We start from the raw sequence: 12325 nt of genomic DNA on the forward strand, positions 1-12325 counted from the left end.
TTCAGTCTTGGTGGTATACTAGGTGGCCCTGGTTCGGCAACCTGCAGCGTGGTCGCAATCAGGGCCTACTGTATGTTATAGTTAGTCTTTGGCATACGTCTCAAGCATTATTGACTTAGAGCCTGGCCAAATTTCTTCATTAACTTCTTCGAGGTTTCCCCGTGAATGCTCTTCGATATTGCTTCCTGCTCTCAACCTTCGCCCTAGGTTGCGTTCTAGAGCAACCTTGCCTCGCCAATGAAGCGAATGAGGCCGCCAAGGCGGATATCATCGAGCCAGATGGGGCGACACCCCAGGGAGGAAAATGGATCCAGCTGTTCAACGGTAAGAATCTCGATGGTTGGACTCCTAAGTTTAAAGGACATGAGCTAGGCGAAAATTTTCGCAATACGTTTCGCGTGGAAGATGGCGTGCTCAAAGCGAAGTTCGACAACTGGGAGACCTTCGACAACGAACAATTCGGCCATTTGTTTTACGAGAAACCGTTCTCGCACTACCGGTTGCGGGCAGAGTACCGCTTTGTGGGCGATCAAGTGGAAAACGCACCGGGCTGGGCAATACGCAATAACGGGCTCATGATTCACGGCCAAACGGCTAAGAGCATGAAGCTCGACCAAAAGTTTCCTGATTGTATCGAAGTCCAACTCCTCGGCGGTACGGGCGAGGGGGAGCGGGGTACCTTAAATGTAGTGACTCCCCAAACGCACGTGGTGATCGACGGCAAGCTGAACAAGACGCACGTGATCGAGCGCCACGGACCCACCTTTCATGGGGATCAATGGGTGACGGTCGAGGTGGAAGTTCACGGTAACGATTTGCTCAAGCACTTTGCCTACGTAGATGGGGGAAAAGTACTCGTCGCAGAATACACGAAGCCTCAACTCGACGACGGTACCATGCTCAGCGGCGGTACGATCAGCATCCAAGCCGAGACGCATCCGACGGAGTTTCGGAAAATTGAGTTGTTGGAGTTGAAGAAAGTGGGCAGTGGGAAGTAGGCATGTGGCAGTGTTTAGGGTCTGCCGAGTGGAGCGAGGCGTACCGGGTGTAGGTAATGACCAATGACCAATGCACGTTCGCCAGTCACTTGCGATTGGTTATTGGTCATTCGAATTTGGTCATTCTCTGGAAGGTATGCCTCGCTCCACTCGGCAATACCCTACGGCTGTTGAAACTTCAAGAACAAGGATGGACGTCCATCATTCGAGGGGAGGCGGGCGATCCTTCGGTCCGCCTCCGTCGTCGGCTTCGGTTGGCCGCGTTCGCGAGCACCGCTAGTTGGGCCTCCGACGACGTTCCCGGGAGTTGCTTTGCACATGTACGTGGCAAGCTGTTCAAACGCCTTCAGTCACCCTTTCGCAGTCCGCCGCTGTCGCCTTAGAAGCCGCCGTCGAACGAGTGCCATTGTAGAGATTTTGTGCGGTGTGTCCGCAAATGTTTTTGGCCACTTCTCGATTGGGGTTTTTGCTTGATGGCATCTGGAGCAGATTTCAAGTCGCTGTGGCAGTCCAGGAAACCGGGCGAGGCGTAGCTCGCCGGCTAGAAGAACTAAAGCAACGCTACAGCAAACTCAATAGCGGTACATTCAAGCGAACTGCCCACACGGAGAAACAAATGAAGATTGCCATGACGAGTGTCTTTGTTGACGATCCCGTAGAAGCTCACGAGTTCTATACGAAGACTTTGGGATTCCGCAGTGTCGATTTTCAGCCGGACGCGCAGCTAGCCGTCGTGGTCTCAGCGGAAGATCCCAAAGGCACGACGTTGCTGTTGGAGCCGCGGGGCGACTCGTTTGCCAAGACCTACCAGGAAAAGGTCTACGGTGCCGGGCTGCCGATCATTGTGTTCAGCGCTGCGGATTTAGAAAAGACAAGGAAGGAGCTGGAATCGCGCGGCGTGAAGTTCCGGGACGACTTGGCCAAGCCCGAATGGGGGCTGGAGAACCTGTTTGAGGACACGTTTGGGAATCTGATCATGCTGCAGGGCGAAGAAACATCTGAAACAAGCGAGCAATAGAAGCCTACGTGGAAGACTGCAGTACGTTCTCAGCAAGTGAATTAGCGACGCGTGCGGAACACGATAGAAAATGTCGCGATGAGCGACATGAGAAGAGTGGCTGGCTCTGGCACTTGGCCGACTGTTGCGATCGTGTTCGCGCTATTGCGCTGCCACAGCAGAAAGTCGTCTCCTGAGACCTGGTTGTCCGCGTTGCCGTCGGCACGTAGGTCGTCGGTTGAGCCGTAGGTCGTTTGCCAGAGCGTGAGATCTGCTGCGCTCACTACGCCATCGAGATCGTAGTCGTGAAGAATTAGATCGACTGCAGTAAGCGGTTGGGCAATCGAAATTGCATTGAGCAACAGGCCACCGCCGGTGGCAGGGTCGGACGTCAGAGACAGAATGGTTCCGGCGGTTAGGAACAGCTCATCTTGCCCAAGGATGCCGAACTCTAGGGAGTGTTCTGTGCCACTGGCGCTGCTGGGGGCAAACGAAAGCGAATCGGCAGCGAGCGTAAACCCGTTGTCGTCGTAGCCAGTGAGAGCTGTGAATGGATTGTCGCCGGACACGAATTCTAGCACTACGGTTTCGCTGCCGCCCGTGTTGAGCGCGCCGAGCAGTAGCGACTTGAGCATGACGTCCTCGTCGAACGTGAACTCTATGGCTTCCGGCGTGGCGTAGGTTCCGTTCACTCTGCGCTGCTGGTTGGCACCGCCCGTGTCGAGATTCGAAGCAACTCCAGTGCCGGTTGCATCGGCGTCGAACGTGGCCCCACTGCCGACTGCGCCCAGGGTGAGCGTTACGGCCAATTTGTCTAGCTGCACGGAAGCGAGCCCATCAACACTCGAGCCGATATCATAAGTGATTGCAGGTAAGTGCTGTGGCGCAGGAACCGGGCTGCCGTCGGCTCGCACGGCTGGATAGAGCGCCCCCGTGTTGTCAAGCCAATCACGCAAGTCGCCAGCCGCACGCGCAGCCAGCTTGTACTCTAGCGCGGTCATGTCGCCGTCGGCCAAGTCGTTCACCTCGCCGATGTCGTTATTGAGATCGTAGAGTTCGTACTCGCGCTTCTCATAGAGGTACATCAACTTGTAGCGATTGCCGCCGGCATCGAGTACGACTGTCGAGACGGGATCATCCTGCCCTTGATAGCCTGGAAAATGAAAAAATACAGAGTCGCGGTTCAGTGCCGTTTGTTGCCCCGTCACTAAATCGACGAGCGACTCACCATCTAGCGCGTGTGACGCGGGGCTAGGTGAAGTGGCACTTGCGAGCTCAGCAAACGTGGGATAGAAGTCCACGGCGTGGACTGGCTCGTCAGTTGCGCTTCCGGGAGCCACGCGACCCGGTGCCCAGGCGATAAGCGGCACACGCAGGCCTCCTTCGAACTGCGACCCCTTGCCGCCGCGAAGTGGCGTGTTGTCTGTCGCTTGCAACGATCCACCATTGTCGCCGTAAAAGAAGACGACGGTGTCTTCGGCAATGCTGTCTGTCGAGTTCCCATCTCCGTTGGGGTCTTCGAGGAAGTCGATTAGTCGGCCAATCGCTTGGTCCATGCCTTCCAGCAAACCGGCGTAGGCGGCATTGTCATGGCGTGGGTCGGGCGACGTGCCACCGTTGGCAGCGATGACGTCGTTGTACTTCGTCTGGAGATCGGGGCGCGGCTCGATGGGGGTATGCACGGCGTTGAATGCCACGTTCATGTAGAACGGATCGCCAGAATTAGCCAGCTGCCCCTGCATGAAATCTATCGCCGCGTCCGCCATCGCATCGGTGAGATGTTTGTCTGTGCCAACCAAGGAATCGACATCGGCCCCGTTGGCATACGGCTTGAGATTCGCATCGACATAGGCTTGCGTGTACTGCGCGGCATAGGGATCTAGCCCCGGGCCGATAGAATTACCGAATTGGCCGCCCGAGGCAAAGTAACTGCCCGGCCCACCTGAGGTGCCGCCGCCGTAGTCGAAATCGTAACCGTGTTCTGTCGTGATCTGTCCAGCGTTTTGTGTGGTATGAAACTTCCCAAAGTGAGCCGTTGTGTAGCCGGTGGCTTGCAATGTTTCGCCGACGGTCGTGGCAGCTGTGTCGATGCGCCGATTGTTGGCGGCTCCGATGAGTAAGTCGTTCGCGTCGCCTTCAATTCCCTCCACGTTGTACACGCCGGTGCGCGTTGCGTACTGTCCAGTCAACATGGCAACGCGCGTGGGTACGCAAGTTTGAACCGCATACGCACTGGTGAAGCTCATGCCGCCGCTAGCGAGTGCATCAATGTTGGGCGTTTGGTAGAACGCAGAGCCGTTATCGAAGTTTGTTGCGCCTGTACCCAGGTCGGTCCAACCAAGATCGTCTGCCACGATGTGGATAATATTCGGCTGAGCACTGGCTGGCTTGCCCCATGAGCAGGCCCAAGCAATGAGCAGCAGGGAGCAGGGGAAATGTAATCCTGCTTGTTTCAAGGTGCTAGTCCTAGTGTGGATATTCGATAAGAACCAGTCATTATACACCGCTCAGCGGGTAAGGTTTCGCGGAAAGGGTTTGCCGCCGCGGCTTTGTGAAACGGGTGACTACTCGGCTGCCGCTACTATTCCTGCGAAACTTCTTGCCGAGTTGGTTGTTCCATGACTATCGTAGACTTCTCAGTGATTGACACCTTTCGGGGCAACTATGCGGCTTTCTTCTCTCCTTCCCATCCTGCTGTTTGCTGTTTCTCTGATTCACACGGCAAATTCGAGCTGGGCCCACTCGGGGCACGATCACTCCGTTCCGACGGGCGTTTGGCCTGAGCATGACGACCATGACGAAACGGCAGGAACTGGAAGCACGCTGGTGGCTGCTGTTATTGACTCTGCATCGCCTGGAAGCGACCCTAGAGTTAGCGCCTGGAAGCTGGCCGACGGTTCGACTGGCACAAGCCCGGATAGCGCGATCAACAACGTTGTCAGTAACGTTTTGGCCGATGTGAATACCGTTGCCTTCAACAGTAATTACGTATTCATTCGCACCACGGGGGTCCCCTCGCATTCGCTGGGGCCGTTCAGCAACCCCAACGTCCCTGGCGACGTCGATGCCACGTACCGCATCAGTTGCAATCCGATGGAGCAAACGGGCGCGAAAACCTCCACGGGGCTCGGCTCGATCGGGGTGATGGTCAACGGTGCCGGCTTTTTCAATGCGTCGGACGGCACCTACTGGCGACCTAACAACAATGGGATTACCAACCCTGGCGGGCAACAACCGCCCAATAGCAATTGGTCGACGAACGCGCTATGGTATCGCGCGGTCGAACTGGGCGGCATCGACGACGGCGGCGGGCATCCCTCGCCAGTTAATGGGCAAACCAATCCTAACGGCAGCGGGCTTGGCTTCTACCACTACCACCAAGCGCCGTTTGGACTGCTCGATCAAATCGACCCAGGCAACTACGGCAATATGGGATCGCCCATCGTTGGCTTCGCGTTCGACGGTTATCCCGTTGTCGGGCCGTTCGCCTACGTCGACGATACGATGACCTCCGTCGTTCAAATGCAGTCCAGCTACGGCGTGCATGACGACCGCTTGGCGTTTCCCGACCCTAAGCCAACGGTCGAAGACTATGCCATGGGTTCGTTTCTAGAAGACTTCGTCTACAACGACGGCTCAGGAAATCTCAACGAATACAACATGGCATTCGTGAAGTTTAGCGCCGACGGCCGAGCCATTCTTACCGACGAGTCCGATTCCGAAGGCGATTGGGCCTACTTCGCCACGATTGATGCGCTGGACGCATCGCACTCCAACGACATCACTCGCGACGGTAGCGTTGCTTACCCCTACATCATTGGACCGGAATATTATGGCGTGGTCGATCAAAACGCTGGAAGTATCAACGTGCCGGGAAATGTGACCTACTACTTTGAGTACACCGACGCAGATTTCAATGCGGACACGAACATCGATGGCGGCGATTTTCTCGCCTGGCAGCGTGGCGAATCGCCCGACGCGCTGGACTCTTCCGATCTTCTGAACTGGCAGAACCAATACGGGGTAAGCTCGTCCGCGGCGCTGATCGCCGCACTGGTGCCGGAGCCGGCGTCGATCTTGTTGCTTGGTTTGGTGGGGCTGTTTCTCATCGATCGTCGTCTCTGGCTCGTCACTTCTCTCAACTCCCCCGATACGTTGAATACCCAAACGGCGAGAGCAACAACGGCACGTGGTAGTGTCCGCCGCCATTAGTGACCTCAAAGGCGATATCAACATGCGGATAGAAGCTCGGCGTGTCTTGCTGCTTGAAGTAGTCGGCCACTTCGAAGCGTAGACGATAAACACCCGCGGCGGCTTCGCCTTCGGGCAGAAGATCAGCAATGCGCCCGTCGGCGTTGGTGGTGCCGCGGGCCAGTTCGGTTTCGTGGCCTTTATCATCTTGCAAAAGGATAGCGACAATGCCGGCGGCCGGTTTGCCGAGTGAAATGTCTAAGACGTGCGTGGTGATGGGGCTCATGGGTTCTCCGGGAAATCAAAACTTGAACCACGAAGGGCACAAAGAACACTAAGAAGCTTGTGCTGGCGAACAAGATAGCAGTTCAATCCTTCGTGCTCTTTGTGTTCTTTGTGGTGAAAAAGTTGAATTGTTTTACGAGGGGAGGGTTAGCTTCTCTAGTCGCAGGTGGGTAATCTTGCGTTGCTCGTTAGCGGCGATTTTGAGTTCTTTTTCACTGTCGTTGTTAAGCCGCGCTTCGAGGAGGGCGAGCATCTCGGCGGCGGTTTTGCCGGTGGCGCAGACGATGAAGATGTAGCCAAAACGCTGTTCGTATTCTTCGTTCGCTTGGGCGAAGCGAGCGATGGTCGCCTCCTCTGCCGCGGCCATGCCGGACTGTTCGCCGGAGGACCATTGGCGGTTGCCGGCGAATTTCATTTTTAGCGATTCCATGTCGCCGATCTTCGGGTGGCACGCGAACGCTTCCAGCCAGGCTTCGCGCGGCATGTTGTCGAACACGTGATCGGCAGCGGCAAGCAGTTCCTGTTTTGAAGCGAAGGGGCGCTCGGCGGCGACCAGTTTGCACCACCAACGGGAGCCGCAGCATTGGCGTAGCGTGTCGCGGGCGGCTTCATCGGAGATTTCGTTCAGGTGCGTGATGACGACCGGATTCACAATGCGCGTCCTTTCCCCGGGCTGGATATATTGGGGCCGGTCAACTCACCGCGCAGGTAAGTCCGCTGCAGGACGCCTTGTAAGGTTCGACCTTCGTAGGGTGTGAGCGGGTGGCGGTGATGGAGTTGCTCGCCGTGGACGATGAACTCTGCTGCGAGGTCGAACACGACGAGGTTGGCAGCCGCAGCGACTTGGATTCCAGACTCTAAGCCCACCAGCTCTGCCGGCTTGTGGCATAACCAGTTGACCACTTCAGCGAGGGTGTGTCCGCGCTTCGAGGCTTCGGTCCAAATGATCGGCAAGGTGAGTTGCAAGGAGCTGATGCCGCCCCAGGCGAGGTCAAATCTCCCGCTTTCTTGATGTTTCATTTCGGGCGCACAGGGAGAGTGGTCGGTTGTGATGAAGTCGATAACTCCCTCAGCCAACGCTTCCCACAGGGCTTCACGATTCGCAGCGTCGCGGATCGGCGGAGCGCACTTGTATTGGGTTGCGCCGTCGGGAATCTCTTCCGCGGCAAATGTCAGATAGTGCGGGCAAGTTTCTATGGTGAGGGGCAAACCTTCCCTACGAGCTTCGCGCAACATCGGCACACTACCTGCGTCAGCTAAGTGAACGATATGCGTGCGGCAGCCGGTTTCACGGCACAGGCTGATCATCATCGCGATGGCTTCGCGCTCGAACTGCGGTGGTCGCGTGGCTAGATAGTCCGTGTAGCGACGCGGGTTTTCCATCGCGGGAGTAGGACTCACAAGTTCAGCGTGAACCAACAGCGGCACGTTGCGCTCAGCCAGTAATGGCATGACGGCGCGCAGTTCGCGCTCGGTTGCTGCCGGGAAGTCGTCGATGCCGCTGTGGCAGAGGAAGGCTTTTACTCCCAGGACGCCCGCATCGATCAGAACTTCAATCTCAGACTCGTTGCCCGGCACCAATCCGGCGTGAAAGCCGACATCGGTGTGCAGCTTTCCCTCCGCGACGGCCCGTTTGATTTGCAGAGCTTCGGCCGTCGTCGTGACCGGCGTGCTGTTGAGCGGCATGTCCACCAGCGTCGTGACGCCACCAGCGGCGGCAGCGGCGGTGCCGGTTGCGAATCCTTCCCACTCGGTACGTCCCGGTTCGTTGAGATGCACATGGGGGTCGATGAGCCCGGGGAGAATTGTCAGGTTGCCGAGATCTTCGCCGCCAAAGTCTTCGCTCCGGTGGGATTCGTACTCACCGATGTCGGCGATTTTGCCATCGCGAACCGTAACCGAAGCGGGACGTTCGCCCTCGGGCAGCACAACCCGGTGGCTGCGGAGGGAGAAGTCTCGTTGGTTGTTGGTAGGATTGGATGACACGGTATCGGTTGTCACGGGTGTGTTTCAAGTAGAGGGGGTTTCTTGTATCCTAGCGTAACACGAAACAAACTCAGCGAAACTCCCGAGGTGGCGATGGCCGGCTATTTGAAGCATCAATGTTACGGTAAACACAATGTGCGCGTGAGCAAAGTGCGTCGGCCCCGGCAGGCGGCGTCCAAGGAAGAGCAGCACGAGTTTGTCGAGTTGTCAGTGAACGTGGAGCTGGAAGGCGACTTCGACGCGGCCTATACCGACGGTGATAATCGGTCGATCGTAGCGACCGACACGTGCAAGAATACCGTGTACGGCGTAGCCAAGAACCATTCGATAGATTGCCCCGAGTCGTTCGCGCTGGCCGTGGCGCAGCACTTCATGGAAAGTTACGCGCATGTGAGTCGTTGCCGCATTGCGGTGAGTGAGCGAGTGTGGAAACGGCTACTCGATTCGCCGCACTGCTTCAGTGCTCTCGATAGTCTCAAGCCCACGGCCGTAGTGATCATCGAGCGGGGGAGCGCCCCGCAAGTAACGGCTGGGTTCGAGCAGTTGATGATCGCGAAGACGACGGAGAGCGGATTCTCTGATTTTCAGTCGGGTGAGTTTCGCTCGCTCGCAGATACCGAGGATCGCATTCTGGCGAGTGAAGTCTCTGCTGACTGGGTCTACTCAAACGCGAAAGCTGACTTTAGTAAGGACCGGCAATCGGTGGTAAGCGCTTTGTTGACGCGGTTTACCGATCACTTCAGTCGTAGCGTGCAGGAGACCCTCTACCTGATGGCCCAGGCGGCGTTGGATGCTTGTGCGGATGTGCAATCGATTACGCTTTCGATGCCTAACAAGCATCACTTGCTGGCAGATTTATCGGCGTTTGGTTTGGAGAACGAGAACGAAGTGTTCTGCGTGACCGACGAGCCGTTTGGGTATATCGAGGCGACGATTGAGCGCGAATAGAACTTCTTTTTGTGAACCACAGAGAGCACGGAGGTTCACAGAGAATATTTTTTGTAGGGTGTCGTAAGCTTTAGCGAAACGCACCATGAATAAATTGGTGCGTTTCGCTGTCGCTCACGGCACCCTACGTTCAATAACATCTGCGCTTATCCGTCCGACCAGCGCACTTCCGCGTCACCAAAATACATTCCCTCTGTGAGTTTCTCCGTGTCCTCCGTGCTCTCTGTGGTTCAAAACATAGTGGTCAAGTCATTGAGCAAGCTCGGCCATGGTGAGCGCCAAGGTTTCTACCCCGGCGGCGATTTGTTCGGGGGTGCTGAATTCGTCGCCGCGGTGTGATACGCCCCCTCGGCAGGGGATGAAGATCATGCCCATCGGGGCAATTCTCGCCATGAAGAGCGAATCGTGGTACGCACGGCTGATCATCTTCTGCGAACTGTGGCCCAGGGACTTGACGGCATTGCTGGCAGCGGCGACGATGCGCTCGTCGGATGTCGCCGGTGGGTCGGCGTTGAGGATGCGGCTGCTGAAGGTGACGCCGCGGTGTTGGGCGATCTTGGAGATTTGGCTTTCGATCGCAGTGAGCACAGCATCGCGATTGGGGCCGTCGATGTCGCGGAGGTCGAGCGTGAAGGTGACGCGGCTGGGGATCGAGTTGATGGCACCTGGGTGAATGTCTACGCAGCCGACGGTTGCTACGATGTCCGGGCTGCTGTTCTCGATGGCTAGCGATTCTATTGCTTGAATCATTTCTGCCGCGGCACACATAGCATCGTGCCGTACAGGCATCAGCACTCCACCGGCGTGGCCCCCTTCGCCAGTGATGATGAACTCTGCGGTGGCGGGTGCGGCGATGGCGGTGACGACACCGATGTCGAGCTGCTTCGCTTCCAACTCGGGGCCTTGCTCGATGTGGAGTTCAACGAAAGCGCTGTAATTGTCCTCTGGCAACTTAACGCTGCTTAAATCGCCCTTGAAGCCGGCGGCGGTGCGCACCTTGTCGTAATTGTCGCCTGAATCGTCGGTGAGTTGCAAGAGATCGTCTGGCGAGTAGGCGCCGCTCATGGTTCGACTGCCTGAACAACCTACACCGAAGCGGGTGGGCTCTTCGGAGGTAAACATGACGACTTCCAGAGATCGCCGCGGCTGGAACCCGGTGCGCTGCAAGCTGCGAATTGCTTCGAGCCCACCGAGCACGCCAACCGTGCCGTCGTACATGCCGGCGTGAGGAATCGCATCGCAATGGGAACCGGTGCCCACGGCGGGAGCGTCGCGCTCGCTGCCTTCCCAGCGGGCAAACGTGTTGCCGATGGCATCGACTCGTACCGAGAGTCCGGCTGCTTCGTAGAGCGAGTTGAGATACTTGCGCGCCTTCAGGTCAGTTTCTGTGAACACCACACGCGTCACCGTGGGCGGCGGCTCCGGGCATTCGCTAATTGCGGCCAGCTCGTGGAGCTCGCTCATGAGTTGGTCGATGTCGAGTTGTGGCTTATTCATCGATTCAATTCTCTATGTAGGGTGCGTGAGCTTTAGCGAAACGCACCTCAGGAAAGCGATACCGCTCGTGACCTAACTTGGTGTAAATACAAGCACGACGCGCAAGCGAGTGAATACGTTGGTTAACGATCCACTTGCTTGCGCTGCGTGCTTGTAATTTTCCTCAGCAATAGTGGAAGGTGCGTTTCGCTGTCGCTCACGACACCCTACTTGCTGTTGCTCAGCAACGGGTCGCGGTGGATGTCTTTGTAGTAAATGTATTGGGCCGGTTCTTTGCCCATGGCGACAAACCATTGGGGGCAGTAGGACGCCATCCAGATGCTGTCGCCCTGCGCGACCGGGTACCACTGGTCGTCCAACCGATAGATGCCTTGGCCGGCGCTCATGTACAGGCCGTGTTCCATGATGTGCGTTTCGACGAATGGTAGCGCGGCGCCCGGTTGGTAGGTGAACACGTTGACGGCCATGTCGAAGGCGGGATCTATTGGCATGAGCGTGGCGAGCATGGCGTCTGGGTCGCCCATGAAGGGTTCGGCTGGCGCATCTTTGTGGGAGCCAACAATGCGATTGGGCACGTCGCACTTGGGAAGCGGCTCATATCGCTTCTCGAACACAAGCAGGCTGGCTTCCTTGTCAGCGACTAGCTTGTACTCATCGCCGGGTGGGAACCAGGCGAACTGCTCCGCGGCGAGTGTTTCTCCATCGAGTGTTGCCGTACCGCTAAGCACGTACACCAGGCGCTGCACGCCAGGAGCCGCGCCGGTAGTGTGGCCTTCTCCTGTGCCGTGGACCAAGTACTGCACGAAGCGCGGGCCGCCGCCATTCATGGCAGGGCTGATAAGCACGACGCCCTCGGTGTTTTCCCAACCGACCAGCGGCGAGATGACATGCCCGTCGGGCGCAATGAGCGCGTGGTTGTTGGCCGTGCGGGTGCGGGTTTCGCCGAAGATGTTGTTCACTGTTGGTTGCTCGCTAATTTCGTAATCTACTCACTCAACAGAGTACCAAGCAAATTCCTGTAATGATACGCGTTAGGCGTGGTTTGCTGGCTGACGTTGGTGGGCGTGGGCCGATGTGACTGCGAGTAGTTGCGGTCTGTCAGTCATTTCGCCAGACCGCGGGCCATTTATTCTACATGAACAGATGCCATCATACGTTCAGTAAGTTCGTCTCCGAACATTTCATGAAGTCGCTTTGACAATCGGTCGTGATCGGCTTGCGTTGGAACGGTGCCAAGCGGAAACGCCCAGCCTTCCGATGCGCGAACAACCGTGAGCTCTCCATACGCTTTGGGATATTCAATGAGATACTCTTCTATCCGTGCCTTTTGATTTGACGCAAATCTGTCGTAGTTCTGTCTCGAACCAATAACTAAACCAACAATGAACGCGACTGCCAAAGAGAAGGCAGTGAGAAGACAGGC

The 12325-nt window shown here is 57.0% G+C and carries 10 protein-coding genes; 4 read left to right on the forward strand and 6 right to left on the reverse strand.

Annotated elements, in window-relative coordinates; all coding sequences use genetic code 11:
- Nucleotides 1-161 precede the first annotated feature (161 nt).
- Both HG15A2_RS01705 and HG15A2_RS01710 read left to right on the forward strand, forming a co-directional pair.
- On the forward strand, nt 162-998 hold the full coding sequence (locus HG15A2_RS01705; RefSeq protein WP_246117854.1) for a 3-keto-disaccharide hydrolase: 837 nt from the start codon (nt 162-164) through the stop codon (nt 996-998).
- A gap of 442 nt (nt 999-1440) precedes the next feature.
- A complete protein-coding gene (locus HG15A2_RS01710; protein ID WP_218932260.1) occupies nt 1441-2016 on the forward strand; it encodes a VOC family protein in 576 nt (191 codons plus the stop codon).
- A 41-nt stretch (nt 2017-2057) separates the two neighbouring features.
- Here HG15A2_RS01710 and HG15A2_RS01715 read toward each other — a convergent pair whose 3' ends face one another.
- Nucleotides 2058-4451 (reverse strand): sulfatase, encoded by a 2394-nt coding sequence (locus HG15A2_RS01715; protein ID WP_218932261.1) that lies wholly within the window; start codon nt 4449-4451, stop codon nt 2058-2060.
- Between the two features lie 208 nt (nt 4452-4659).
- Here HG15A2_RS01715 and HG15A2_RS01720 point away from each other — a divergent pair, with 208 nt between their 5' ends.
- The gene (locus tag HG15A2_RS01720; RefSeq protein ID WP_145057219.1) at nt 4660-6207 is read left to right on the forward strand and encodes a YHYH protein; all 1548 of its coding nucleotides are present in this window, start codon (nt 4660-4662) and stop codon (nt 6205-6207) included.
- On the opposite strand, the gene uraH is transcribed toward HG15A2_RS01720, so the two are convergent.
- The 3 genes from uraH to allB form a co-directional block, all read right to left on the reverse strand.
- Nucleotides 6134-6472: a hydroxyisourate hydrolase gene (gene uraH, locus HG15A2_RS01725; protein ID WP_145057221.1), complete on the reverse strand. Its 339-nt coding sequence runs from the start codon at nt 6470-6472 to the stop codon at nt 6134-6136. The genes HG15A2_RS01720 and uraH overlap by 74 nt on opposite strands.
- A 132-nt stretch (nt 6473-6604) precedes the next feature.
- A complete protein-coding gene (gene uraD / locus HG15A2_RS01730) occupies nt 6605-7123 on the reverse strand; it encodes a 2-oxo-4-hydroxy-4-carboxy-5-ureidoimidazoline decarboxylase (protein WP_218932262.1) in 519 nt (172 codons plus the stop codon).
- Nucleotides 7120-8472 carry an allantoinase AllB gene (gene allB, locus HG15A2_RS01735; protein WP_218932263.1) on the reverse strand — a complete coding sequence of 451 codons (1353 nt, stop codon included), beginning with the start codon at nt 8470-8472 and terminating at the stop codon, nt 7120-7122. The genes uraD and allB overlap by 4 nt, the downstream gene beginning before the upstream one ends.
- 27 nt (nt 8473-8499) lie before the next feature.
- Here allB and pucL point away from each other — a divergent pair, with 27 nt between their 5' ends.
- Complete coding sequence (pucL, locus tag HG15A2_RS01740; RefSeq protein WP_145057223.1) at nt 8500-9405, forward strand: factor-independent urate hydroxylase; 906 nt, start codon at nt 8500-8502, stop codon at nt 9403-9405.
- Nucleotides 9406-9654: 249 nt separating this feature from the next.
- Here the strand turns inward: pucL and HG15A2_RS01745 are convergent, their stop codons facing one another.
- Complete coding sequence (locus tag HG15A2_RS01745) at nt 9655-10902, reverse strand: M20 family metallo-hydrolase (RefSeq protein WP_145057225.1); 1248 nt, start codon at nt 10900-10902, stop codon at nt 9655-9657.
- 206 nt (nt 10903-11108) lie between these two features.
- Nucleotides 11109-11861 carry a (S)-ureidoglycine aminohydrolase gene (allE, locus tag HG15A2_RS01750; protein ID WP_145057227.1) on the reverse strand — a complete coding sequence of 251 codons (753 nt, stop codon included), beginning with the start codon at nt 11859-11861 and terminating at the stop codon, nt 11109-11111.
- Nucleotides 11862-12325: the final 464 nt, after the last annotated feature.

It is taken from the genome of Adhaeretor mobilis, from assembly GCF_007741515.1.
In the GTDB taxonomy this organism is placed as follows: Bacteria; Planctomycetota; Planctomycetia; order Pirellulales; family Lacipirellulaceae; genus Adhaeretor; species Adhaeretor mobilis.

Coding starts and splice junctions, on each gene's coding strand:
- HG15A2_RS01720 (WP_145057219.1), top strand. CDS start 4,660: ATGCGGCTTTCTTCTCTCCTTCCCATCCTGCTGTTTGCTGTTTCTCTG.
- uraH (WP_145057221.1), bottom strand. CDS start 6,472: ATGAGCCCCATCACCACGCACGTCTTAGACATTTCACTCGGCAAACCG.
- HG15A2_RS01745 (WP_145057225.1), bottom strand. CDS start 10,902: ATGAATAAGCCACAACTCGACATCGACCAACTCATGAGCGAGCTCCAC.